The 24,205-nt window shown below is 71.5% G+C and carries 18 protein-coding genes and 1 riboswitch; of the genes, 7 read left to right on the top strand and 11 right to left on the bottom strand.

What is annotated here, in order from left to right:
* Positions 1-128 precede the first annotated feature (128 nt).
* The gene (locus NON19_RS02180; protein ID WP_372513964.1) at positions 129-1,322 is read left to right on the top strand and encodes an ABC transporter substrate-binding protein; all 1,194 of its coding nucleotides are present in this window, start codon (positions 129-131) and stop codon (positions 1,320-1,322) included.
* A gap of 152 nt (positions 1,323-1,474) precedes the next feature.
* On the opposite strand, the gene NON19_RS02175 is transcribed toward NON19_RS02180, so the two are convergent.
* The 6 genes from NON19_RS02175 to NON19_RS02150 form a co-directional block, all read right to left on the bottom strand.
* The gene (locus NON19_RS02175) at positions 1,475-1,678 is read right to left on the bottom strand and encodes a hypothetical protein (RefSeq protein ID WP_255924795.1); all 204 of its coding nucleotides are present in this window, start codon (positions 1,676-1,678) and stop codon (positions 1,475-1,477) included.
* A gap of 42 nt (positions 1,679-1,720) precedes the next feature.
* Positions 1,721-2,992: a protein kinase domain-containing protein gene (locus NON19_RS02170; protein ID WP_255924794.1), complete on the bottom strand. Its 1,272-nt coding sequence runs from the start codon at positions 2,990-2,992 to the stop codon at positions 1,721-1,723.
* Positions 2,993-3,092: 100 nt separating this feature from the next.
* Entirely contained in the window at positions 3,093-4,217 is a 1,125-nt protein-coding gene (locus NON19_RS02165; RefSeq protein ID WP_255924793.1) for a TIGR03118 family protein, read from the bottom strand.
* A 158-nt stretch (positions 4,218-4,375) separates the two neighbouring features.
* Positions 4,376-5,218 carry a CAP domain-containing protein gene (locus tag NON19_RS02160; protein ID WP_255924792.1) on the bottom strand — a complete coding sequence of 281 codons (843 nt, stop codon included), beginning with the start codon at positions 5,216-5,218 and terminating at the stop codon, positions 4,376-4,378.
* A 2-nt stretch (positions 5,219-5,220) separates the two neighbouring features.
* Positions 5,221-5,394: riboswitch (cyclic di-AMP (ydaO/yuaA leader) on the bottom strand.
* A 303-nt stretch (positions 5,395-5,697) separates the two neighbouring features.
* On the bottom strand, positions 5,698-8,757 hold the full coding sequence (locus NON19_RS02155; RefSeq protein WP_255924791.1) for a SpoIIE family protein phosphatase: 3,060 nt from the start codon (positions 8,755-8,757) through the stop codon (positions 5,698-5,700).
* Positions 8,758-9,071: 314 nt separating this feature from the next.
* Positions 9,072-11,303, bottom strand: a complete 2,232-nt coding sequence (locus tag NON19_RS02150; protein WP_255924790.1) for a terpene synthase family protein — start codon at positions 11,301-11,303, stop codon at positions 9,072-9,074.
* 368 nt (positions 11,304-11,671) lie between these two features.
* On the opposite strand from NON19_RS02150, the gene NON19_RS02145 reads away from it, so the two are divergent.
* Positions 11,672-12,607 carry a helix-turn-helix domain-containing protein gene (locus NON19_RS02145; protein WP_255924789.1) on the top strand — a complete coding sequence of 312 codons (936 nt, stop codon included), beginning with the start codon at positions 11,672-11,674 and terminating at the stop codon, positions 12,605-12,607.
* A 52-nt stretch (positions 12,608-12,659) separates the two neighbouring features.
* On the opposite strand, the gene NON19_RS02140 is transcribed toward NON19_RS02145, so the two are convergent.
* Both NON19_RS02140 and NON19_RS02135 read right to left on the bottom strand, forming a co-directional pair.
* Entirely contained in the window at positions 12,660-17,255 is a 4,596-nt protein-coding gene (locus NON19_RS02140) for a cation-translocating P-type ATPase (RefSeq protein ID WP_255924788.1), read from the bottom strand.
* A gap of 48 nt (positions 17,256-17,303) precedes the next feature.
* Positions 17,304-17,747 (bottom strand): hypothetical protein, encoded by a 444-nt coding sequence (locus tag NON19_RS02135; protein WP_255924787.1) that lies wholly within the window; start codon positions 17,745-17,747, stop codon positions 17,304-17,306.
* A gap of 489 nt (positions 17,748-18,236) precedes the next feature.
* Between NON19_RS02135 and NON19_RS02130 the strand changes: the two genes are divergently transcribed.
* The gene (locus NON19_RS02130; RefSeq protein ID WP_255924786.1) at positions 18,237-18,521 is read left to right on the top strand and encodes a hypothetical protein; all 285 of its coding nucleotides are present in this window, start codon (positions 18,237-18,239) and stop codon (positions 18,519-18,521) included.
* A gap of 19 nt (positions 18,522-18,540) precedes the next feature.
* On the top strand, positions 18,541-18,855 hold the full coding sequence (locus NON19_RS02125) for an antibiotic biosynthesis monooxygenase family protein (protein ID WP_255924785.1): 315 nt from the start codon (positions 18,541-18,543) through the stop codon (positions 18,853-18,855).
* Between the two features lie 48 nt (positions 18,856-18,903).
* Here the strand turns inward: NON19_RS02125 and NON19_RS02120 are convergent, their stop codons facing one another.
* Positions 18,904-19,524, bottom strand: a complete 621-nt coding sequence (locus NON19_RS02120) for an aspartate/glutamate racemase family protein (RefSeq protein WP_255924784.1) — start codon at positions 19,522-19,524, stop codon at positions 18,904-18,906.
* A gap of 742 nt (positions 19,525-20,266) precedes the next feature.
* Between NON19_RS02120 and NON19_RS02115 the strand changes: the two genes are divergently transcribed.
* From NON19_RS02115 to NON19_RS02105, 3 genes are all read left to right on the top strand, one after another.
* Positions 20,267-20,668 carry a recombinase family protein gene (locus NON19_RS02115; RefSeq protein ID WP_255924783.1) on the top strand — a complete coding sequence of 134 codons (402 nt, stop codon included), beginning with the start codon at positions 20,267-20,269 and terminating at the stop codon, positions 20,666-20,668.
* 79 nt (positions 20,669-20,747) lie between these two features.
* Positions 20,748-20,936 carry a putative ATP-grasp-modified RiPP gene (gene tgmA, locus NON19_RS02110; protein ID WP_255924782.1) on the top strand — a complete coding sequence of 63 codons (189 nt, stop codon included), beginning with the start codon at positions 20,748-20,750 and terminating at the stop codon, positions 20,934-20,936.
* Positions 20,936-21,886 (top strand): MvdC/MvdD family ATP grasp protein, encoded by a 951-nt coding sequence (locus NON19_RS02105; RefSeq protein WP_255924781.1) that lies wholly within the window; start codon positions 20,936-20,938, stop codon positions 21,884-21,886. The genes tgmA and NON19_RS02105 overlap by 1 nt, the downstream gene beginning before the upstream one ends.
* A gap of 47 nt (positions 21,887-21,933) precedes the next feature.
* Here the strand turns inward: NON19_RS02105 and NON19_RS02100 are convergent, their stop codons facing one another.
* Together NON19_RS02100 and NON19_RS02095 are read right to left on the bottom strand one after the other, a co-directional pair.
* Positions 21,934-22,752: a peptidase gene (locus tag NON19_RS02100; RefSeq protein ID WP_255924780.1), complete on the bottom strand. Its 819-nt coding sequence runs from the start codon at positions 22,750-22,752 to the stop codon at positions 21,934-21,936.
* 2 nt (positions 22,753-22,754) lie between these two features.
* Positions 22,755-24,053 carry a VWA domain-containing protein gene (locus NON19_RS02095; protein ID WP_255924779.1) on the bottom strand — a complete coding sequence of 433 codons (1,299 nt, stop codon included), beginning with the start codon at positions 24,051-24,053 and terminating at the stop codon, positions 22,755-22,757.
* Positions 24,054-24,205 lie beyond the last annotated feature (152 nt).

Genomic DNA, 24,205 nt, shown 5'->3' with positions numbered 1-24,205 from the left:
GGACGGCGGAAAATGGGGGTGGCCGCCCGGAGCGGACGCGTCGTCCGCCCCACGACACGACGCGACCGCAACCGACCAGACGTCCATCGGTGATTAGGCTCGTCCCTCTATTCCCGCCTGGAGCCGTCGTGACCGCACCTCGCGTCCGAGCAGCAGCCGCCTTGGGCTGCCTCGTCCTCGCGGCCGTGGGGCTGGGCTCTTGCGGCTCCGCACCGCCCGCCAAACCCGTGAAGCCATCGGTGGCCACCTCCGCCAAGGAGGTGGGCGGCATGGACGCACTGATCGCCGCTGCCAGGAAAGAGGGCAGGCTCAACGCGATCGCCCTGCCGCGCGACTGGGCCAACTACGGCGGACTGATCGACGACTTCGAGAAGAAGTACGGCATCAAGGTAGCGGTCAGCGATCCGTACGGACACAGCGAGGACGAGCTGAGCGCCGTGGCGAGGAGCGGGACCCGTCCCAACGCCCCCGACGTGATCGACGTGGGGGACACGTTCGCCCGGACCGCCGCCGGGCAGCAGCTGCTCGCCCCCTACCGGGTCGCCCAGTACGACGCGATCCCCGACAGCCAGAAGGATCCGCAGGCCCGCTGGTACAACAACTACGGCGGCTACATCTCCATCGGTTGCGACGCCAAACGCGTCATGACCTGCCCGGAGACCTTCGCCGATCTGCTGAAACCCGAGTACAAGGGCAAGGTCGCCCTGGAGGGCGACCCAACCCGCTCCGGTACCGCCTTCGCCAGCGTGTACGCCGCCGCCTTGGCGAACAACGGGTCGTTCGACAACATCCAGCCCGGCCTCGACTTCTTCGCCAAGCTCCGGAAGATCGGCAACTTCGACCGCGTCCAGGCCACCTCGGCCGCGGTCGAACACGGCCAGACACCCGTCGCCCTCAACTGGGACTACACCAACCTCGGCTACACCGACCAGTTCCGCGGCGAAGGCGTCGACTGGCAGGTCTCGATCCCCTTCGACGGCAGCTTCGCCCAGTACTACGCGCAGGCGATCAACAAGAACGCCCCGCACCCCGCCGCCGCACGCCTGTGGCAGGAATTCCTCTTCAGTACCGAGGGCCAGAACCTCCGGCTGCGCGGCTACGCCCGTCCGGTGCTGATGGCCGCCATGGAGCAGAACGGCACCCTCGACAAGGTCGCCGCCGCGAAACTGCCGACAGTGGAGGGAACGCCGCAGTTCCCGACGGAATCACAACTGGAGAAGGCGCGGGAGACGGTGGCCCAGGGCTGGACGAAGGCCGTCTCGGGCGCTACCCCTACGCGCCACGCGGTGCGCTTACCGCCACCGGGGCAGCCGAGGTCGTGATGCGCGCCGGGCACGGGCGGGTCGGCACGCTGCGCTCGCCAACGTCCCGTCGGCAACCGGCTATTCAACGGTCAGGTCGGCCCACCGCCGCTACAGCGTCTGCGGTTGGGGGCCCAACCCACCGTAGCGCGGCGGTCGTTGGAGCGGTTCCGCTACGACCACACGTCCGGGCCGCCTCCCTGCCACTCGATCAGCTGCGGGTCGTCCAGCGCCACGTCGTCCGGGTCCAGACCGGCGCGGCGGAGGAACTCCTCGACGTCCGCCAGTCCGTAGGCCCGCCCCACCACTTCGCCCTGGACCGTCACCCGCCGAGCCCCGTCCTCCACCGGATGCACAACAACAGGTGGATGCTCCATGCCCTCAAGGCTCCGGCATCCGCGGTCCGCCCGCACCCGGGGCTACTCCGCGGGCGGTACGGCGGCCTGGCGGCCGCGGGTGCCGGTCGACAGTTGGACGCGGATGGTGCCGCCGCGCGCCATGCGGGCGCCGGAGGCCGGGAGCTGGCCGCAGACACGGCGCCTGGGAGCGTGCGCCGGGCAGCCGCCGAGGGCGGAGCGTACGACGCGCAGGCCGACGCTCTGCGCGCCCGTTCGTGCCTGGGAGACGGTCTTCCCCAGCAGATCCGGCACCGTCACGGTACCGGCCGCCTGCGACGGGGCGGGTCCGGACGGCCCCGACGCGGCGTAGGCCGCGCCCGCGACCAGCAGCGCGGCGATTCCGGCCGCCGCCGACCACAGCAGACGGGACGGACGTCGACGGCGCTGCTCAGGCTGCTCCTCACGGGCGGTCGGGGCGATGGCCGTGGCCTCGGCCGTCGCGGGCGCGCCGTCGAGCCGGGTCAGCGCCTCCTCGATGGCGGCCCGCATCTGCTCCGCGCTCTGGTAGCGCTGGTCCCGCTGTTTGGCCAGCGCCGTGAGCACGACGGTGTCGCACACCGGCGGCAGCCCGGGCACCCGTGCCGAGGGCCGCTCGGGCGCGTCGCGTACCTGGGCGTAGGCCACGGCGAGCGGGTTGTCGCCGGTGAACGGCGGGCGACCGGTGAGCAGTTCGTACAGCAGGCAGCCGGTGGAGTACAGGTCGGTGCGGGTGTCCACGTCCTCACCGCGCGCCTGCTCCGGCGACAGGTACTCGGCTGTGCCGACCACCATGGCGGTCTGGGTGAGCGTCGCGCCCTGTGCGCCGAGCGGTCGGGCGATGCCGAAGTCCATGACCTTCACGGTGCCGTCGGCACCGAGCATGACGTTCGCGGGCTTGATGTCACGGTGCACGATGCCGCACTCATGGGCGTGGGCGAGTGCGTCGAGCACGCCCGCGGTCATGCGCAGCGCCTGTTCAGCAGTCGGCGGCTGTTCGCCGCGCGCCAGTTCGGCCAGGGTGCGGCCCTCGACGTACTCCATCACGATGTACGGCACGCTGACGCCGTGCGCCGTGTGCTCGCCGGTGTCGTAGACGGCCACGATTCCGGGGTGGTTGAGCAGTGCCGCCGACCGTGCTTCCCGCAGGAACCGCTCGCGGTAGGACGGGTCGCCCGCGCACTCGGGGCGCAGGGTCTTCACCGCGACCGGGCGGTGCAGCTTGAGGTCGTCGGCGAGGTGGACCTGGGCCATTCCTCCCCGGCCCAGCAGCCTGCCCACCGCATACCGCTCTGCGAGCGGACGTTCCTGGTCCATTCCGCGTGCCCTTCTCCGGCGCAAGCCGTACGGGTGCACGGCTTCGGCTCCGGGCGGCACCGTAGTGGGCAATCATGTGGATTCCATGTGGGAATCCGGGTCAGCTCACCGCCCGCAGGATGCCGAGCAGCCCGGCCTTCTCGTCGTTGATCCCGGCGGCGAACCAGACCGCGTCCTGCCGCGCCTTGTGGGTGCCGCGCAGCAGGCCCCACAGTCCGGGGATGGCGATCGGCCTGCCCTCGCGGTCGCGCAGGGTGCCGACCAGGCGTCCGGTGCGCGGGTCGAAGGCGTGGACGTGGCCGTCGCCGACGTTGCCGACGAGCAGGTCGCCGGAGAACCGGCCGAAGTCGCGGGGCGCGAGTTCCATCCCCCAGGGCGAGTTGAGCACCCCGCGGCGGGCGAAGCGGCGCAGCAGACGGCCGCGGGTGTCGAACTCGTCGATGAAGCCGTGGCCGGGCCCGGCGATGTCGTCGTGCCTGGCCAGGTCCTGCTTGGCGTAGGTCACGAACACCCGTGAGCCGAACGCCCTGACGTTGAACGGCGCGTAGCCGCACGGGATGCGGGGATCGCGGAAGCCGCGGTAGTACGGCAGGCGGTGGAAGCGCGCGTCGAACACGTCGACGCGGGCGGCCCGGAAGTCGGCGACCAGCAGTCGGGGCGTACGGCCGCGCACCAGGGTCAGCCCCTTGTAGACCGCGTTGACGCCGCGCCGCTCGACGTGGGCGACCCGTACCGCCCTGTGCTCCGAGACCTTCGGGCTCCAGGCGAACAGGTCTCCCTCCTCGCCGGAGAGGATGAGCCGGGCGGTGGCGGACTTCCCGAAGGCGTGGACCCGGAAGCCGCGCGTGTCGTTGGCCACGCTGCCGTTCGGCGCGCCCGCGCCGGGAACGGACTGCACGCGGGGCAGCACTGTGGCCGGTTTGCCCGGCCGTGCGCCGGTGTAGGTCGTCACTTTGTCGCTGCCGTTGTCCGAAACCCAGATCACCCCGCCGAGTTGGGCCAGTCCCCAGGGGTTGACCAGGTTGGGATCGGTGGCCGTCGCCTTGCCCGGCACATTGGAGACGAAGTCGAACTCCTGGTAGCCGCGGTCCGGCTGGCGCGGCGGCTGCGTCGCGGCGCCCGGTGTCGCGAGTGCGAGGCTTCCGCAGGCGCTGAGGGCCATGGTGGCTGTCACCAGTCGCCTGGTCAGTGAGTGCCGCTGGCGCGCCGAAACCTGGTGGCCCATGGGATTCTTCCTCGCTGCTCGGTGGCATGAGCTGGTGGGGAATCCTTAACCGGCCAGGTGGCTCAATTCATAATCAAAAGCATAAATTACCCGTTTGGCGCATTGCTCGGCTCGGCCCCCGGTCCGCCCATGGCACGCATGGGCGGACCGGCGGCGGTTCAGTTGGAGAAGTCCTGCGTCAGCCAGACGGTGCCCTGGGCGTCCCGGTGGACGGCTATCCCGATGTGGGTGAAGCCGCTGCTGAGGATGTTGCGCCGGTGGCCGTCGTCCGGCGGCTGCTCGTTCAGCATGCCCTGGGTCAACTGGACGGCCATCGCGGCGATGTCCTGCGGCGAGGAGCTGACCGGCCCGCCCTCGCCGATGTTCTCACCGGCCGAACTCCACTGGACGCCCGCGGCCGTCTCCCGGTCACCCAGCGCGGCCTCGCCCGGGCACTGGTGGGACAGGCCGCAGCCGCCCGCCATGACCTGGTTGTGGGCTTCGGCGCTGCGGGTCAGCCCGGCGGTGATGGTGTAGGCGGGCAGCCCCTGGGCGGCGCGCGCCTTGTTGATCAGGGCCAGCACCTGCCGGACCGCGTCGGAGGTGTCGCTGGCCTGCGGGGCCGGGGTGCCGCTGGCGGTGGGGGTGGCCGGTGCGGTGGCGGGCACGGAGTGGGAGGGCGCGGCCGAGGGCTGGGTGGAAGCGGGTCGCACGGGCGTGGCCGACGGCCGCGGGGAGGGGACGGCGGGGTGCGGGTGGGTGGCGTGCTGGACGTGGTGGGCGGCGTGGTGGTGCTGGTGCGCGTGTCCGTGGTGGCCGTGTTCGTGGTGCGCGTGCCGCTGGTGCGACTGCGGCTGCCACTGGTCGGCGGTCACGGCCTGGTGGCCGCTGGGTGCGGCGGTGGCGGCGCTGGCGCCCATCAGCGGCAGCATCAGACCGGCACCGGCTATTCCGGTGACGGCGAGGCGGCGGGGGGAACTCTGGTGCGGGCGGCGGTGCCGTCCGGAACCCGGTATCAGCATGCAGGCTTCCTCCACGACGCCTGCGAGGTGAGCTGTCGGGTTCGGGCGGTGAGGTGGCCCGGCCGCGTGGCGCGGCTTCACCCCGAGCCGACCACACGCGCGCCCGGGCGTCGGGCGGGGCATGGGTCGGCGGCTTACCTGGTTCCCCCGCTCCTGCCCGATTGCGCTGATCGGCTGCCCGTCGGCCGGTGGACAGGACTCGGCGTCCCGGCCGTGGGGTACGCGTGTGCGAACACCCCGCACGCTAGGCAGCCGAGATCACACACCACAAGCATGTGTCGTGCACATCACACACCGGACACAGAATCTGACGCCACGTCAGGAGATTGTGAGGGCATATGCCCTGTTAAACCTGGGCACTTCAGGACACTCCGGAGTAGTGACGATGTGGGCACAGCAGCCCGAACATCCCCAAATCCCCCATCCGGTCAGGCCGCGTACGCCAGCGCGGCGGGGCGTCGCACCGCCGGTGGGCGCCCTCACACCGCCGCCCCCATCGGCAGCTCCAGCTCGAACCAGACGACCTTGCCGTGGCGGGTCATGCGGCTGCCCCAGCGGTGAGCCAGTTCGTCGACCAGCCGCATGCCGCGACCGCTCTCCACGTCCTCCTCGCCCGCCGGTCGCAGCAGCGGGATCTGACGGCTGGTGTCGGCGACCTCCACGGTCAGCGTGCGGTCCTGGAACAACCGCAGCTGCCGCGGTGGGCCAGCGTGCCGCAAGGCGTTGGTGACCAGCTCGCTGACCAGCAGTTCGGTGAGCTCGCCGAGCGAGCCCAGGCCCCAGGACTCAAGGGTGGAGCGGGTGAACCGGCGCGCCTCCCCCGCGAGTGCCGCGTCCTCGGCCAGCGGCAGGGTGGCGATCTTGTCCTCGGGGACCGGCAGCACCCGCGCCATGATCACCGCGATGTCGTCCTCCGACCCTTCCGGCACCAGGGCGGCGAGCACGGCGTCACAGCTCTCCTCAAGGCCGCGCCCCCGGTCGGTGAGGGTACGGCACAACAGCTCCAGGCCCTCGTCGATGTCCTGGCCGCGCCGCTCGATCAGGCCGTCGGTGTAGAGCGCGAGGATGCCGCCCTCCGGAATGGTGATCTCCACGGTCTCGAAGTCCACTCCCCCGACGCCCAGCGGGACCCCGGCCGGCAGGTCGACCGGCCGGGTGCCGCCGTCGGGGTCGACCACCACGGGCGGCAGGTGTCCGGCGCACGCGATGGTGCAACTGCGGTCGACCGGGTCGTACACCGCGCAGACACAGGTGGCGAACTGGGCCTCCCCGATGCCGGACGCCGTCTCGTCCAGCCGGGTCAGCACCTGGTCGGGCTGCATCTCCAAGGTGGCCAACGTGCGGGCCACGGTACGCAGTTGGCCCATCGTGGCGGCGGCCCGGATGCCGTGTCCCATCACATCGCCGACCACCAGCGCGACCCGCCCGCAGGACAGCGGCACCACGTCGAACCAGTCACCGCCGACCTCGCTGCCCACGCTGCTCGGCAGATAGCGGTGGGCGATCTCCATGCCGAGGGTGTGCCGGGTCTCCTGGGGCAGCAGGCTGCGCTGCAGGGTCAACGCGGTCTCCCGCTCGCGCCGGTACAGCCGGGCGTTGTCGATGCTCACCGCGGCGCGGGCGACGAGTTCCTCGGCCAGCGCCATATCGGCGGCGGTGAACGGTTGCGGGTTGCGGGTACGGACGAACTCCACCCCGCCGAGCACCGCGCCGCGGGCGCGTACCGGCACCATCAGATACGAGTGGACGCCCGCGGCCAGGCCGGGCGCCACCCGGTCCTGTGAGCTGACGATGGCGGACAGGCTCTCCTCGTCCACCTCCGGCACCAGCACCGAGCGCCCCCTGCGCAGCGCCTGCGCGTAGAGCTTGCGGGTGTCGAACCGGGAGATCTCGCCGACCGCGTCGGCGACGTCGGTCAGCCCGGACACGCCCGCCTCACCGACCGCGACCGCCCGCAGCACCAGAGCCTCGTCGTCGGGCATCCTGCCGGGCTCCTCGCCGCTCAACACCGGCTCCAGCAGGTCGACGGTGACGAAGTCGGCGAACCGCGGGATGACCACCTCGACCAGTTCCTCGGCGGTGCGCTGCAGGTCGAGTGTGCTGCCGATGCGGCTGCTGGCCTCGTTGATCAACGAGAGCTGCTCACGGGCCGCGTTGGCCTCGCGCAACGCTGCCTGACGTTCCATCAGGTTCTCGTGTTCCCGCAGATACAGCCGGGCGTTGTCTATGGAGGCCGCCGCGCGGGAGATCAACTCGTCACCGAACGTGCTGTCCTGCGCGTCGAACGGCTCACGGTCGTCGCTGCGGCCGTAGATCACGACGCCGAGCACCGTCGCCCGGGCGACCAGCGGGGTCACGCGCACCGGCTGGGCCCTGTGGGTCAGATAGTCGAGGACCCGGTCGGCCCGCGCGTCGGTGAGCGGCGGCAGTTCCCCGGGCGGGACGATCACGGTGCGCCGCCCCGCCATCGCCTGCTCGTAGGGCGAACCCGGCGGTATGCGGTACACGCCCTCGGTCGGCAGGTCGGCGGCGGGGAAATCGGGGTGGGACGCGGCCAGCGCGAGCCGTCGTACGTAGACCGACTCCGCGGCGCCCACCGGTTCCGGGTCCATGCCGCCCACCAGCCGGTCAAGTACATGGACCGTACATACATCGGCGAGCTGCGGAACCATCGCCTCGGACAGTTCCCGGGCGGCCCGGCGCAGGTCCAAGGTGGCGCCGATCCGGGCGCCCGCCTCGGCCAGCAGGGAGAGCCGCTGCTGGGCCTGCTCCGCCTGGGCCTCGGCCTTGAACCGCTCGGTCACGTCGATGATCGACGAGCAGACTCCGAGGATCTGGCCGGACGGCGCCTCCAGCCGGAAGTACGAGGCCGACCAGGCCCGGTCGTGTTCGGGATCGCCCGGTGTACGGCCGTACGACCGCGCGTCGACCACCGGCTCGCCGGTGGTCAGCACCCGCTGCATGACCTCCTCGATCTCCTTGGCGTTGAGGCCCGGCAGCACCTCGCTGAGCCGTCCGTCGAGATGCTGTTCGGGGGTCAGGCCGTTCATCCGGGCCAGCGCGGCGTTGATGCGGATGAACCGCAGGTCGGTGTCGTAGACGGCCAGGCCGATCGGGGACTGGTTGAAGAAGCCGTCCAGGATGGCCAGGTTCTGCTCCACCCTGCGCAGCGCCGCCACCTCGGACGCGGTGGCGAGCACGAACAGGCGTCCCTCCGGGCCGACGACCGGGTAGGCGTGGAACTCCAGCTCGACGTAGCGGCCGTCGCGGCGCCGGACCGGGAACGTGCCGGACCAGCCGCGCCCGGAGGTGATACTCCCGAACAACGACAGCACCTGCGGCCACTGCTCCTTGTCCAGCAGCAGTCGGGCGGCGAACCTGCCCACCGCCTCGCTCGCCGGGTAGCCGACCAGCTTCTCCGCGTCCTCGCTCCAGTGGAGGATCCGCCCGTCGCTGTCGAGCAGCGCGGTCGCCAGGGGCAGCAGTCGATGCCCCTCCAGCCGTGCCTCTGCCACGTCCTGCGGCTCGTACTGGTGCATGGCCAAGAAATCACCTACCCACGCCGCATCTCCAGAGTGCTACGCCACCCGCCGGACGGCGAACGCAACACCGCCCCGGCAGCCCGCGCTGCGGCTCTGAGCTGCGCCGATGCAGGAAATCCGGCCCCGGGTGCAAGTGATCAAATCCAAAGGCGCTCCTTGCCTGGTTGGCTCGGGCTGGCGAGCGCGGCGATCCGTTCCGGCCAGGTCCTCGAGGTCCAGTTCCCCACTCCGCTGATCGCCCCCGCACCGCGCCGGCCAACCGGCGCCGTCGCGGTGCGGGGGCGATCAGCCGCGATGGCCCGTGGGCCGCGTCAGCGTGACTGGGCGAGCCTGCCGAACGCGACGCGGGCGGCCGACGTACCCAGGCCATTGGGGGCGCCGAGGCGGGAGGCGGCGCCCACCCGGTAGCGCAGTTCGGACTCCCGGTAGCGGGCGCAGCCCCGGTGCCAGGTGAGGATCGCGGCCATCCAGTCCTGGAGTTGCCGCACATAGCCGTCCAGGCAGCGGCGGGCGGTGCCGTCCAGTGAGAAGTCGTCGTACAGCACGGGCAGTTCGTGCGCCGCGACATGCTGGAACTGGCGCATCCGGGAGTTGATCAGGTCCTGGATGATCGCCAGCCCCGTCGGGTAGTCGCAGTCGAAGAAGTTCTGCACCACGAGGACACCATTGTGCACCTCGCCTTCGAACTCGATCTCCTTCTGGTACGAGTGGACGTCGTTCACCAGGCACGCGCAGTCCATGGCGGAGTTCTCCAGCGAACGCACCGGACCGCTCCGGTAGATCTCCTGCGGCACCTGCTTTCCGCGCGCCAACCGGCTCAGGCTCATCGTGAGTTGGGCACCGAAGGTCCACCGGCGCATCTCGATGTAGTCCACCGGGTCCGGAATGCGGTTCTGCGCCTGGTTGGCGAGTTCCCACAGCCAACTGGAGAGCATGCCCTCGATGGTGCTACGGAACTCGCGGCGGGCGCTGACGGGCATCGTCCGCACCGTGCGCGACCACAGATCGGACAGGCCGCGCTCCAGCGGACTCGTCGGGACGGGTGCGGGGTCGGGGTCGATCGGCATGTACGCCGACAGCCGCTCGTTGCAGAACTTGGCGGCGGCCGGATTGCGGGCCCGGCCGAATACCGCGGGATAGTAGTCGTCCGCGTAGGTTACCCAGGTCAACCACTGGGCGGAAAGGTCGAGTTCATCGGGCGACGCCTGCGGATTCACGCCCGCCGCACACAGTGGGAAGTCGAACGCGATGAGCTTGTGCTCGTCCCAGATGTGCGATCCGGGAACACCGGGTTGCGGCTTGAGGAATCCCATTCGGTGCGCCCAATCCACCACGTTCCGCCGCGCCGAGTGCAGGTGCGGGCTGAGCCTGGTGCTGAACGGCATGTGGAACTCGGGGATTCGGGACGGCCCGACCTTCTGGAAGGGAATGTGGACGAAGCCACGGAGCCTGTTGGCCTCGGCCCGCCCGGGTTTGAGGTCCGCCGCCGAAGTGCCCGGTCCGCCGGGCATGAACGCGGACCGACCAGTGGACCGGGCGGGCTGACCGCCGCCGTTCATATAGCGGCTGGAGCGCATGTGCCATTCGTGGCCGCCTGACTGCCAGTCCTGGAGCCCCTTGACATAAGCCAGGACACCGGCGCACGACACGGGGTCCAGACCCTTCTCGGCGAACAGCGGGGCGAGTTCCGTCAGGGCCGTGTTCTCGAACTGCTGCAGCCGTGAGGTGAGCAGGTCGTTGACGGCGTCCGCGGCCTGCTGGGTGGTGCAGTCAAGGAACTTCTCCAGTACCAGCACCCCGTTGCTCAGTTCGCCTTCGTCCTCGGTCTCCCGCTGGTAGGAGAACAGGTCGTTGCGGAGGTGGACACCGTCGGCGAAGGCCTCCTTCAGCACCCGCAGCGGCCGGGAACCGGCGATCACCGCGGGCACCTCGGCACCCACGGCGTGTTCGACCAGTCCGGCGGACCACGGCGCTCCGCCGACCTTTCGGCGCATCTCGATGTACTCGACCGGATTGGGTACCCGGCCCGCGTTGATGTTGGACAGCTCCCACAGCGACTCGTTCAGCAGGTTCTCGGTGCTCTCGGCGAACCGGGCCCGCCACTCCATGGACATGGCGGGCACGGTCCGGTGCCACAGATCGATCAGCCCCGCCTCAACCGGATTGCTGGGTACGGGAGTCGCCGCGGACAGGTCCATCGGCATGAAAGCCGCCAGCCGGTCGAGGTACTCCTTTCCGCCCTCCCGGTCGCCCGAGCGTTTGAAGGCCTCAAGGAAGTGGTCGTCGAAGAAGAACACCCACACATACCAGTCGGTCACCAGCGACAGTTCCGGGCCGTCGCAGTCCGGGTGGGTGTAGGAGCACAGCAGGGCGTAGTCATGGGAGTCCAGGTCGTGTTGCTCCCAGATGCCCGAGCCCTCCAGCATCCCCATGTTCCGGGCCCACTTCCTGGAGTGCGAACGCGCCTCCTCCAGATACGGGTTCAACCGCGCCGGATAGGGCATGTAGAAGTCAGGCAGTTGAAAAGGCTGGGGCTGGGTCATCTTGACAGCCTCTCTGGACTTCCATCGCCATGGACATGGATTTGGGCGGCCGGGAGTCAACTGCCCACCGGGCCGCTCGAATTCACGGAGGACCACCGGAGAGAGGTGGCCAGGTGACGGGGCCTGCTGGCATGAAGAATCCGTGAGTGTTCTCCGCGGACCGCCCCTCCCCGTGCCGTTCTCCCGGTCGCGATAGCACTACCCAGGGCGACACGCGGTTACCCAGTCCCATGAACAATCATATGAACGTAAGTACATTGCGCGGTGGAATGCCGCAGCCTCCAAGGTCCCGGCGCACACCCGTGGCCTCGCCGCCGGACGTGGCTAGGCTTGAGTCTCCCCTGACGGGAGGCTCCAAGGTGACGGCCATGGACGACGACGCCCTGTGGACGATCGGGGAACTGGCCCGGATGACCGGTCTGACGGTGAAGACCATCCGGTTCTGGTCCGACGCCGGAGTGGTGCCGCCGACCGACCGTACCCCCGCGGGCTACCGGCTCTACGGCCAGGACGCACTGGCCCGGCTGGGCCTGGTGCGTACGCTGCGCGACCTCGGCATCGACCTCGCCACCATCCAGCAGGTGCTGGCCCGCGAGGTCAGCGTCGCCGATGTCGCACGGGTGCACGCCGAGGCCCTGGACGTGCAGATCCGCACCCTGCGGCTGCACCGGGCCGTGCTGCGCGCGGTCGCCGGACGCGGGGCCACCCCGAAGGAGACGCAACTGATGCACAAGCTGGCCACACTCTCCGATCAGGAACGCCGCCGCCTGATCCATGACTTCATCGACAACACCTTCGGCGGCCTGGACGCGGACGCCGCGTTCCTGGCGATGATGCGGGACGCGATGCCCGAGCTGCCGGAGGAGCCGACCACCGAGCAGCTAGCCGCCTGGGTGGAGCTGGCGGAGCTGGTACAGGACGACGGCTTCCGCGCGGCGATGCGCCGGGCCGCCGCCGACCAGGTCAGGGCCCGTGAGGAGGTCGGGCAGCCCGACGAGGGCGCCGCACAGCGGCTTGCCGAGCTGATCCGGGAGCGCACCGACGCGGCCCGGGCGGCCGGTATCGAGCCGACCTCGCGGGCGGCCCGAGCGGTGCTCGACGAGCTGGTCGCCGAGTGCGCGCGGCTGACCGGGCAGGCGGACGGACCGCGGTTCCGGGCCTGGCTGCTGGACCGGATGCGGATCGGCCATGACTCGGGCTACCAGCGGTACTGGGAACTGCTCGCGGTGGTCAACGGCTGGCCGCCCGCGCCCAGTATGGCCTCCGCCACCGAGTGGCTGATCGCCGCACTGCGGGCCGCCTGACCCGAGGCCCCGTGGCGGCGGTGGATCCCCCGCCGCCACGGCGCGCCCGCGGTCAGTGGACCACGCGCACCATCGGACGCAGCCGCGACTCCAGGTCCGCCACCACCCGTTCCGCGGCGGGCAGCATCCGCGGGCCGAGGGCGGCCACGCCGATGGCGGTGGTGACGCCCGCCCATGCCACCGGACCGAGCGGTGTGCAGCCGAAGAAGTGGCTGACGCCGGGTGTCTGCACCAGGGCGACCAGGGCCGCGGCCGAGCCGAGCACGGTCGCCAGCACCAACGGACTGTGGCGGCGGCCGATGACCGTCTGGGTGAGCTGGGCGCCCACCACTCCGCACAGCGCCATGGTGCTGGTGCGCCGGGCGCTGCCGGGGGTGAGGGTGCCGATCAGCCATGCCGTGGTCGCGCCGAGGCCGGTGATGACACCGCGGTGCCGGATCTGCCGGGACAGCGGCTCGCCGAGAGCGGCGATGCCCACCGGCGCGGTGCCGGTGGTGGCGTCCCGCCCGTCGACCGCCCCGTCGACGGAACCCGGTTCGGCCTCCTGCGGGGTGACCGCGACGGCCATCGCCGGGAACATGTCGGTGAGCAGGTTGACCAGCAGCAGTTGCCGGGTCGACAGCGGCGAGGTGCCGGACAGCAGGGTGCCCAGCACGGTGAAGCCGACCTCTCCGGCGTTGCCGCCGATCAGGATGCTGATGGCGTCCGCCACGCTGCTCCACAGCGCCCGTCCTTCGGCGATGGCGTCGATGAGCACCGACAGCTCGTCAGTGGTGATCACCAGGTCCGCGGCGTTGCGGGCGGCCGCCGACCCCCGTACCGCGATGCCGACTCCGGCGTCGGCGGCGCGGATCGCGGCGGCGTCGTTCGCGCCGTCACCGACCATCGCCACCACCCGCCCGGCCTCCTGGAGCGCCTCGACCACCTGGAGCTTCTGCTCCGGCGCCACCCGCGCCACCACACCGCAGTCCCGCAGCCGCTCGGCCCGCCCGACCCGGTCCAGGTCGGCCAGTTCGTCACCGGTGACCACGGTGACGTCCTGCGGCCACCCCAGTGAGATCGCCATCGCGCGAGCGGTCTGCGGGTGGTCGCCGGTGAGCATGACCGGCCGAACTCCGGCCTGTTCGAGCCCGGCCACCAGCGGGGCGGAGCTGGCCCGCGGGGTGTCGGCGAGCGCCACGAAGCCGACGCACTCCAGTTCCGCAAGTGGCTGGTCCATTACGTCACTTGACTCCTGGGCGGTCAACCGGCGCTTGGCGACGGCCAGTACGCGCAGCCCCTCGCCAGCGAGCGACTGGGCTGTCGCGGCGGCGTCCGGCCCGACCTCGGGGCAGCACGGCAGCACCACTTCGGGTGCGCCCTTGACCACCAGGACCTCGCTGCCGTCGGTGTCGGTCCCGCGGGCGGCGGCGTAACCCCGGCTGGCCTCGAACGGCTGGACGTCGACGGGCTTCCAGTCGGGGTCCTCGGGGGCCGCCTCGATGACCGCCTCATCGGTGGCGTGCGCGTGGACGCCGGTGTCCTCGGCGACGCGCGGGCAGGCGCGGGCCGCGATCCGCAACACCGTAGCCGCCTCGGGGGCGTCCGCCGGGTGCGCGACGCCGTCGGCGGTGACGGTACGGACGACGTGCAGCCGGTTCTCGGTGAGGGTGCCGGTCTTGTCGAAGCAGAAGGTGTCCACCCGGCCCAGCGCCTCCAAGGCGCGCGGGGTGCGCACCAGTACGCCGTACCTGCTCAGCCGTCGCGCGGCGGCCATCTGCGCGACCGTCGCCACCAGCGGCAGCCCCTCCGGTACCGCGGCCACGGCCACCGCGAGGCCGCCGCGGACCGCCTCACGCACCGATCGGCCGCGGATCAGCGACAGTCCGGTGACCACCGCACCACCGGCGAGGGTCAACGGCAGTACCCGGCTGGTCAGTTCGTGCAACCGGGCCTGCACCCCGGCCGCGGGCGGCGCGTGCGACGCGAGGTGCTCGGCCCGGCCCGCCTCCGTCTGGTCGCCCGTGCCCACCACCACGGCCCGGCCCTGACCGGCCACCACGGTGGTGCCCTCGAACACCATGCACCGCCGGTCGGCGACCGCGGCCCGCGGTGTGGCGGACACCGACTTGCGGGTGGGCAGCGACTCGCCGGTGAGCGAGGACTCGTCCACCTCCAGGTCGTCGGCCTCCAGCAGCCGCGCGTCGGCCGGGACCACGTCGCTGGTGCGCAGCTCGATCACCTCGCCGGGGGCCAGCCGTCCGGCCTCCACGGTGGTGGTGGCGCCCGCGCCCTGGTCGGCGACCCGGCGGGCGGTGCGGCGCTGACCCGCGGCGAGCGCGGACAACGCCCGTTCCGCGCGCAGCCGTTGCACACCGCCGACGAGTGCGTTCATCCCCATCGCGCTGGCCACCAGCAGCGCGTCCACGGTGGATCCGAGCAGCGCGGACGCGGCGGCGCCGACCACCAGAACCGGTGTGAGGGGGTCGTCGAGTTCGTTGCGTACCGCGGACAGCAGACGTACCGTCAGCCGCGCCGGGGTGAACACCGGTAGCTGACCCACGGACCGCGCCCGGGTACGCAGCGTCTGGAGCGCGGAGGGCGTGGTGCGCGGCATGCGGGCCAACCGGGCCAGCGCTTCCTCGGGTTGCAGCGCGTGCCAGGCCACCCGGGGCCTGGGGTGCGGGGTGGGACGGCTGCCGACCCGGACGGCGGCCCGCCAGCCGGAGACCAGGGCGCAGGCGGCGGCCACGTTGACCGGGCTGAGCCGGAAACCCAGGCCGAGCGGGGCGCGTTGGGACCTCGTGCCCCGGGTGAGCACCAGCAGTCCGGACAGCGCGGCACCCGCCTCGGCGAGGATCTTGGCGTGCCGACCGACGGTACGGGCGGCGGGCACCGCGGCCAACAGCCGCCACACGCCTTCGAGTCCGCCCAGCGCGAGGATGTCGGCGCCCCAGACCACCGCGCTGTCCTCGTCGGTGACGGACACCGCCACGTCGCTGCTAAGAAGTCCGTCGAGCACCTCGCGGCACTCCTCGGTCAACTCGCGTTCGCTGGTGGCGCCTTGGCGCGGTACCCGCGCCACGGTGAGCACCACCCGGCCGTCCTGCTGGAGTTCGCGTACCACATCGGCCAACGGCCGTTCGACGGGGGCGAGTTCGTCGACCAGGGCGGCGAAGTCGCCCAGCGAGGGGTCGTCCACCACCACGACCCGCAGCCCGGCCCGGCGCGCCGCGTCCAGCCCGGCCTCGGCCAGCGGGTCGACCTCCCAGCCGACGAGCACCGTGCCCACGTCCCTGCCGTGCGCCGACGCCACCATCAACCCGGTGTCCGCCGCCTCCTGACCGGGCACCGGCCGCAGCCGCAGCCCCAACTCCGCGGTGGGCAGGGCCCATTCGTCCGGCGGCCGCAGGGCGGCCGCCGCGGCGCGCCACAGCCGGTCGTGGTCCCAGTCGTCGGCGCTGGGGTTCACCTCCAGCACGGTACGGCGGCTACCCCGCAGCGCCTCGGGGTGCAGCACCACGGTGTCCACGATCTCCAGTTGCCGCAGCCGCTCGCTGTCGCGCACCAGCACGCCCTCGCGGGCCAGCGCGCTGCCCAGCACGGCGGTGAAGGCCGCCGGGCCGTAGCGGGCGGCCTTGGGTGACCCGGCGAGCACGGCCTCGGCGGCCTCCTTGGCGTCGCGGGTGAACAGCAAGGTGGCGGCGGCGCCGATCATGCTGCCGGTGACGGCCTGGTCCGCGTACTCCTCACCGGGGTAGGGCCGGATCGCGGGGCGTTCCACCTGCCCCGCCAGGCTCAGCCGGTCGGGGGCGCAGACGGTGTCATGGTTGGCGTCGAAGGCGGCGGCGCGGGCGAAGGCCTCGGCCAGCTGGGCGGTGCGCAGCACCGCGTCCAGCGCCAGGGCGGTCGGCGACTGGCCGAAGCCGTGGGCGGCGGCGTTGGCGGTGGCCAGCAGCAGGTCGGTGGGGGCGGTGCCCAGGCGCTGGCGCAGCATGCGGCGCACCCGGGAGTCCTCGCGCAGCAGGGTGACCATGGCGGTGACCATCTGAGGGGAGCGCCGGATGCCCACGGTGCGGGCGGTGAACGCGGTGGCGATGCCCGCCACGTCGCAGGCGAGCGCCAGCGCGCCGGTGCGCACACTGCCGACGTCACCGGGATGGACGCGTTCCAGTACCCGCTCGCCGGGGTGCGCCAGGCCGTGCCGGCCGGCCAGCCGACGGGCCTGCTCGGCGACCTCGTCGACGGCCGCGTCCTCGGTGGTCTGCACGACCAGCCGGGCCAGGCCGCCGTCCCAGTAGGCGGCCAGCACGTCGGGGTGCTCGGCCAGCGCCACCGCGGTCTTCCTCGCAGCGGTCTCCAGGTCCTTCAGGCCCCGCTTGGCGGCGTCCGGCGCCAGCCGCAGGGGCAGGTGCAGCCGGGATCCGGCGTGCCAGTAGCCGGTGCCCGGTGTGACGGCGTGCCGGGCGACCCGGCCGAGGCGTACGGCGGTGCCGGTCAGCGCCGCCGCGCCGCTCGCCGTGACGTGCGCACCGGCGCCCGCGAGATCGGCCGCGAGTCTTACCGCGGCCCCGGCGGGCGCCGCCACCCGCCGTGTGACCTCGGCCGGTGCGGCCATGGCGAGATCGAGCCCGATCAGCGGAAGGCGGGGCAGCAGACGCAGGACCATGTGTCACCTTCGCGGGGAAGCCAGCGAGCGGACGGGGCGTGACGCGCGTTATGAGGTTTTCCGCCTGCTTGTGGCGGACGACGCGCCGCGCCGGGAGCGGGCGCCGGAGGCCGTCCGCTTGGCGGCGGTCTTCGCCTTGGGGGCGGTCTTCGTCTTGGCGGTGGTGCGCTTCTTCGACGCGGTGCGCTTTGCGGTGGTGCGCTCGGGCGCCTTCGCCTTCGGGCGGGCGACGGTGCGCTGACCGGTCTGCTTGGCGGTGGCGCCGCCGTTGTGCTCGGGGCGCGGCTGGGTCAGCCATACGACCGCGGCGCCCGCGGCGGCCACCGGCCACTCGACCAGGCCCGCGACGCCCAGCAGGCCGACGCCCGCGTAGGCGGCGACGCGGCGGGCGTGCGGGGACACGACACCGACCGTGTCCAGCACACCGTCCACGGCCCCCTTGACGACGGTGGCGCCCGGAACGTGGTTCACCGCCTCTGTCACCGTCTGCATCGGATGTGACAATTTCGACATCACTGTCGAGGGAGTATCGGCGCGCTCACTCATGGTGTCTCCGATCGCGGGTGCGGGGCGGGACACGCCGTAGCCTAACCCGGCGCTCCGCCCGTATTCATTCATCTGCCCCTCCCCTTTTGTTCACCTAGCTCTCCTTGACAACTTACGGCAATTACCAGGAATCTCGTCATATGTCAGCACCACGTTAGGCGGAATGCTCCGCCTGGTACTGATGTCACAGAGCCGTCGCAGCCTCCGTCGCGGGGCTGCCGGTCCGTTCGACGACACCCGCGCGTGTCCCGGCCGCGAGGAGGTGAGGGAATGAGTTCCCGGCCCGATCCAGAGCCCGACCAGCGTTCCCCGTTCCCCTCCGATCGCGGCTCGCGCGCCCGCTGACCCAAGCCCGACCTGCCGCCGCCACGCGGCACGCCCGGCCCCGGTGTGCGCCCCGCGGACGATCCGCCCCGTCCCATGAGGCAGACACCCATGCGCATCGAACTGACCTGGCCGCGCTCCGGCGCCGCGGACCGCACCGTGACCGTCCCCGTACCCGATGTCCCCGTCGCCGCCCTGGTGCACCAGGTGCGCCGGGCCTGGAGCCCCGCGACGGCGCGCCGGATAGCCATCTACGCCCAGCCGGTCGTGGACAGCACGGCCAGCGCCGTGGGAGCCGGGGCGCTGGTGCAGCTCGCCCTGCCGTTCGCCGCACGGCTGGCCCGCCAGGCGCTGGACGACACCACGACCGGCCCCGGTCGACCTGCCCGGCGCTGAGGTACGGCAGGATGACGCCATGAGCGTCGTCAAGATCAACGTACTCACCGTCCCGCCGGAGATGCGGGAGACCCTCGAACAGCGCTTCGCGGCGCGGGCCGGGGCCGTGGAGAGCTCCGACGGGTTCGAGTGGTTCGAGCTGCTGCGCCCGGTCGAGGGCACCGACCAGTACCTGGTCTACACCCGCTGGCGCAGCGAGGAGGACTACCAGAAGTGGGCCTCCGAGCGGATGGGGCCCGCGCACTCCGGAGAGGGCCAGCGCAAGCCCGCCGCGACCGATGCCACGCTGTGGTCCTTCGAGGTCGTACAGCACGCGGCCCCGAAGACCGGCTGAAGCGCGCTTCCCCGAAGGCGGTGCGCCCTGGCGCACCGCTTTCCCGCTTCACCCCGTGACGGGACCGCCGCGCCAGGTCGGCAGCGGGCAGTGGCCGACGGCCGCGTCGAAGGCGGCGCGGGCCAGTAGCCGGGTGGAGTCCAGCGTGGGCAGCGGGGAGACCTCGGGCGTCACCAGCAGCGGGATCTCCGTGCAGGCGAGCGCCACCGCGTCGCAGCCCCGGGCGGCCAGCCGCTCGATGACCCGGACGTAGGCGTCGCGCGAGGCGTCGGTGAGGACGCCGTTGACCAGTTCCTCGAAGATGATCCGGCTGACGGTCTCCCGGTCCCGCGCGTCCGGTACCTCGTAGCCGATCGCGCGCTCGGCCAACGCCCTTGGGTAGACAGGGCCGTTCATCAGAAAGCTGGTGCCGAGTACGCCCACCTTCGTACGGCCGTCGCGGGCCGCGCGGTCGGCGACCACCTCGGCGATGTGCAGTCCGGGAAGCGCGAGTTCCGCCCCCGGCCGCTCCAGGGCCTGGTGGGCGGTGTTGTCAGGGCAGACGAAGAAGTCCGCGCCGGCGCGGGCGAGTCGGGCCACGCTCACCGACAGCGTCTCCCGGATCGTGTCGTGGTCCCCGCTCTCCCAGGCGGGCATGGAGCGCGCCAGGGCGATGAAGTCAAGTGTCACGTCGGGATGTTCGTGCGGGCCAAGTTCACGGAACCCTTCCTGACAGAAGGTCCGGAAGCACAGCGCGGCTCCTTCCGCACTGTGCGCGACAATGCCGAGGTGGTGCATGAAGCCTCCTGGGGTGTCAAGATGTGATGTGTCGTCAGCAGTCGGGTCAGCTCTGTGGAAACTCACGTCTCCGTCGTAAAGATCTCACTCACGGGACCAACGACCATGACGGAAATCACCGTTCTGAATACCGTTAGTCATGAGCCGCTCGGGGCACGCGCATCACATGGTTCTCCGGCTGCCGTGGAAGTCCGCCGACTTCCGCCGAGGCGCATCACTCCTGGTGGGCATCCGGGTGCGATCCGTCAACCGGGTTGTGCTTCCACGGTGTTATGGGGAATTCACCACCTTTCGGGACTTCCACATTCGCCGACCCGTCTTCGCAACCGTAGCGGCCCTGGTGTCGTCATTCCTGTCGTGTCAGCCCCTATCCCCCCGCACGCCCGGCAGGGCACCTGCCGACGGCCGTTATTTTCCACCCCCCGCTACCAGGCGGGCGCCCGGTGGAACGGTCGCCGGTGGATTCCCCGCGCCGTCCGGTACACCGCCCCGGTGGCGGTGGAGAAGAAGGGGCGCCACCGTGCGGTGCCGCCTTCGAACCCGCTCCCCCGCCTCCCCGTATGTTCCATTGACTGTGCGCGCCCGACGGTTCGTGACGCAGCCGCGCACGACGAGACGCAGGAACTGGCGACTGATGGCAACTAACGGCTACTCACCGGCAACTGACGGTGTTCCAGGCAAGCATGGCCCCATCCCCACGCTCGTCTACGTCTGTGAACCGGATTCCGCCACCGCGGAACAACTCGCGGAGCTGTGCCGGATCCACGCGGCCCACCGGGCGTGGTGGGTGGTGGACACCGTGATCGAGCCGACGCCCGACGCCCCGCTGCAGCAGCGGGAAGGGTGGCAGCGGGTCAAGGCGGCCCTCGACCGGGGCTCCGTGGACATAGTCATCACCTGGAGCCCGGTTTCCGTGGCCTCCGGGCTCGCCGAATTCCAGGTCCTGCAGGCGGAGTTCCGCGTCAACGAGGCGGTTCTTGTCGCGGTGACCGGTATTCCCGACCCTCCGCCTCCACAGCACAGCCCCGCGGACTGAACCACCGCCAGGAACTTCGCGGAGCCCCAGCGGAACCCCACGAGTACGCGGGGCACCACCTACACCCCTTGGAAAGGCCATGCAGCCATTCGCCCTCACCTACGCCCGGCGTCCGATCCCTGAGCCGGAGACGTCCTTCGCCTACGACTCAGAGCAGCAGCTGAACGTACTCGCCGACGGCACTCCGGCCGTACGGCACCCCAAGGTGCTGCTGGAAGCCGGTTCCACGACCTCGACCGCCGGGTCCAAGACGCATTTCGACGACTGATGACGGTTCTGGTCCTCACCGGCCCCGAGGATGTGACCGCCGACATGGTGGTGGACCATCTCAACACGATGGGCACCCCGGTGCTGCGTGTCGACCCGGCCGACTTCCCGGAAAGGGCGTCCCTCACCGCGGCGTTCACCTCCGGTGGGCTTTCCGGAAGGATCACCACCAGGCACCGTTCCGCCGAGCTGAGCGCCATTCGCGCGATCTGGGTGCGCCGCCCCGGAAAGCCGGGCGCCGGAGCACGCGCCCAAGCCGCGTGGGTCGCCCTGGAATCGGACCACGCCTGGTACGGAACGCTGCGCGCGCTGCCGGACGTACGGTGGATGAACCATCCCGACGCGCACACCGCGGGCCGTTACAAAATGCGGCAACTCATCCTCGCCCAATCGGTCGGATTCCGTGTCCCGGCAACGCTGTTCACCAGTGTGCCCGGTGACGCCAAAGGATTCGCGGAAACTCATGGACCCCTGGTGTGCAAGTCGGTTTCCGGCCATGCCCCGGACGATCCACCGCTGGCGCTGCCCACCACACCGGTACCCGAGGGCACTGATTTCACCGCCGTCGCCGAGGCACCCACCTGTCTGCAATCCCTGGTCGGCAAACGCAGCGACATTCGGCTGACCGTGGTCGGCTCCGAAATGTTCTGCGCCCGCGCCGACCAACTGGCCCGGGACCAGGCGGAGCTGGACTGGCGCTACGCCGATCCGGAATCGGTGCGCTGGTACGCCGCCCCGGTGCCGCCGGACATCAGGACGAAAACCGAGGCCTTCATGCGGCTGGCCGGGCTGATGTACGGGGCGTTCGACTTCGCGGTGACCGCCGACGAAACCTGGCACTTTCTGGAGTGCAATGCCTCCGGCCAGTTCGGATTCATAGAGCTGGCCGCGGGACTTCCCATCTCCCGGGCGGTGGCCGACTGGCTTGCCGGAACCGCGGATTCGCCCTGAGCGGGCCGACCCGGCCGGGGGACCGTCAGGCCCCCGGCCGGTGCCGTTCAGCGGGCCGCGGAGAACCAGCGGCGCGGATGACGGGTCAGCCGGTACCCGGCCACACCCGCGACGGCCGCGAGCACACCGCCCCCGACCGTCCACAGCCACCGGGTGGACAGGCTGGCGAACCAGCCCTTGGCCCGCTCCACCGGCCGCGGCGCGGACGCGGCGGCCGAGGGCGCGGCCGAGGCGGCCGCATCGTCCGGCGCCAGCGTGGAGCCCGGGTTCACCGGCGGCGACAGCGGGGCCTTCAAGGAGGCGCCGTCCGGCTGGGCGTCACCGTTTCGAGCACTGATCCGCAACTCGGCCTGGATCGGCAACCCCAGGTCCTGCTCCGGCAGATCGGTCGCCGACAGCCGCAGGTAGTACGTGCCCGGCAGCGGATCGCCCGACCAGGACTCGGCCCAGGAGCGGACCTGGCGCAGGGCGCAGCCCAGCGACACGGTGGTGTCCCCGGTGGCGGCGGTGACCGTCTGCGCGCCCGCCGTACAGGCCTGGCGGCGGCGCAGTCCGTCGAACGCCTCCACGGTCCATGTGGCGCTGCCGTGGCGGCTGCTGGCGGGCGGCAGGGTGAGGGTCACCTCGACCCGGTCGGTCTGACCGGCCGCGGCGGCGAACGACCAGTACAGGTAGTCACCGGTGGACCCGGACAGTTTCGCCGTCTGCCCGGGCCGCACGGTGGTGGCGGTCAGGAAGGACGATCCCGCGGTGCTCACCGTGCCGGACGGGCTGGGTGAGGGGGAGCCGTCCGCCGCGGCCGGTCCGGCGGTCAGCAGCAGGACGGCGCCCGCGGCCGACAGCGCCGCAACTCGCTTGGCGCGCATGGTCAGTTCTCCTTCCAGACGGCGATCCGCCAGCGGGCCAACCAGCCGGTCACCAGCCCGGCCAGCAGTCCGGCGACGGTCAGCACGGCGAGCAGCGCCCAGCCGCGGCCCAGGTCGGGGCCGTGCGGGGCGGCCGAGGAGGGCACCACGTCAACGGTCAGCTCCAGCGGCATACCAGGCGTGGTCTGCACCCCGGCCGGGGCGGAGAAGGAGTTGCTGACCACCAGGCAGACGGTGTTCGGCCCGCTCGCCGCCGAGGCGGACGGCGCGGGCGTGGGCATGGGCGTGGGCGTCGCCTCGTCCGCCGCCTGCGGGTCGGACCACCGCAGCCCGGTGGACACCACGTCGGTGCGCCCGCTGCCCGCGTCCGTACCGCGCACCAGCTCCCGGCCGTCCCCTGCGGTGGCCCGCAGCAGCAGCCCGTAGTCGGGGTTGAGGGCACGGTCGAGCGACATGCTCACCGATGCGCGCAGTTCCTGGCCCGGCCGCACCGGCACCCGGTACCAGCGGTGCTCGGCGAACCGCTCCCGGTCGGTGTAGACGCCGGGTGCCAGGATCGGTGCGGCTGCGCAGCCGTCGGCGCCGGACACCTGGCTCGGGGTCTCCTGGTAGGTGTCGTTGGCCCGGTCCACCAGTTGGTTGAGGCGGCCGGTGAGCTGGTTCTGGCTCTGAACGGCCGTGTAGGTGCCGCCGGTTGCCGAGGCGATGCAGGTGAGCTGCCGCCGGACCTTGTCGTCAAGGGTGAGCCCGAGGGTGTCGACCACCAAGTGGGTGCCCTGCGCGGCGAGTTCACGGGCCACGTCGCACGGGTCGGGCGGTGCGCAGTCATCCTCGCCGTCGGTGATCAGCACGATCCGGCGAGTGGTGTCGCCGGTGCCCAGATCCTTGGCGGCGTCGCGCAGCGCGAGCCCGATGGGGGTCCAGCCGGTGGGGCGCAAGGTGGCGATGGCGGTCTTGGCCTCGGTCTTGTCGACCGGGCCGACCGGGGATATCTGCTGGGTGTCCCGGCAGCCGACCGTCTTGTCGTCACCCGGGTAGGTGGATCCCAGGACTCGGATGCCGAGTTGGGTCTGCTCGGGGAGCGCGTCCACGACTTCGTCAAAGGACTGCTGGGCCACGGAGATCCGGCTGTGGCCCTCGATGTCGGCGGTGCGCATCGAGCCGCTGTCGTCAAGCACCAGCTCGACCTTGGGTGGTTCCTTGGACTTGGGTTCGTCGGCGACGGCGGGCGGCGCGCCGAACATGTTCAAAGCGGCCAGCACGCTGAGCAGGCCGACCGCGGACCGTCTTCTGTTGATCACCCGACGATGGTAGTGATCTTCAGCTCACCTTCTTGCCGCGATCGTTTTCCGCACAGCCATGGAACCTCGCGCTCCGGGACGGTAGAACTGTTGACCGGAGTCCCGCCGACGATCATGGGACGGAGGTTAACGGAGGCTTCGCCATGGCTTTC

Origin of the sequence: Streptantibioticus rubrisoli (genome assembly GCF_024436055.1) — a bacterium.
GTDB classification, from domain to species: Bacteria; Actinomycetota; Actinomycetes; order Streptomycetales; family Streptomycetaceae; genus Streptantibioticus_A; species Streptantibioticus_A rubrisoli.
This window is presented reverse-complemented; position numbering and strand designations above follow the sequence as displayed.

Bases quoted from the DNA above. Each gene is read 5' to 3' on its own strand.
- NON19_RS02175 (WP_255924795.1), bottom strand. From the start codon at position 1,678: ATGGAGCATCCACCTGTTGTTGTGCATCCGGTGGAGGACGGGGCTCGG.
- NON19_RS02170 (WP_255924794.1), bottom strand. From the start codon at position 2,992: ATGGACCAGGAACGTCCGCTCGCAGAGCGGTATGCGGTGGGCAGGCTG.
- NON19_RS02165 (WP_255924793.1), bottom strand. From the start codon at position 4,217: ATGGGCCACCAGGTTTCGGCGCGCCAGCGGCACTCACTGACCAGGCGA.
- NON19_RS02160 (WP_255924792.1), bottom strand. From the start codon at position 5,218: ATGCTGATACCGGGTTCCGGACGGCACCGCCGCCCGCACCAGAGTTCC.
- NON19_RS02155 (WP_255924791.1), bottom strand. From the start codon at position 8,757: ATGCACCAGTACGAGCCGCAGGACGTGGCAGAGGCACGGCTGGAGGGG.
- NON19_RS02150 (WP_255924790.1), bottom strand. From the start codon at position 11,303: ATGACCCAGCCCCAGCCTTTTCAACTGCCTGACTTCTACATGCCCTAT.
- NON19_RS02145 (WP_255924789.1), top strand. From the start codon at position 11,672: ATGGACGACGACGCCCTGTGGACGATCGGGGAACTGGCCCGGATGACC.
- NON19_RS02140 (WP_255924788.1), bottom strand. From the start codon at position 17,255: ATGGTCCTGCGTCTGCTGCCCCGCCTTCCGCTGATCGGGCTCGATCTC.
- NON19_RS02135 (WP_255924787.1), bottom strand. From the start codon at position 17,747: ATGCAGACGGTGACAGAGGCGGTGAACCACGTTCCGGGCGCCACCGTC.
- NON19_RS02130 (WP_255924786.1), top strand. From the start codon at position 18,237: ATGCGCATCGAACTGACCTGGCCGCGCTCCGGCGCCGCGGACCGCACC.
- NON19_RS02125 (WP_255924785.1), top strand. From the start codon at position 18,541: ATGAGCGTCGTCAAGATCAACGTACTCACCGTCCCGCCGGAGATGCGG.
- NON19_RS02115 (WP_255924783.1), top strand. From the start codon at position 20,267: ATGGCAACTAACGGCTACTCACCGGCAACTGACGGTGTTCCAGGCAAG.
- tgmA (WP_255924782.1), top strand. From the start codon at position 20,748: ATGCAGCCATTCGCCCTCACCTACGCCCGGCGTCCGATCCCTGAGCCG.
- NON19_RS02105 (WP_255924781.1), top strand. From the start codon at position 20,936: ATGACGGTTCTGGTCCTCACCGGCCCCGAGGATGTGACCGCCGACATG.
- NON19_RS02100 (WP_255924780.1), bottom strand. From the start codon at position 22,752: ATGCGCGCCAAGCGAGTTGCGGCGCTGTCGGCCGCGGGCGCCGTCCTG.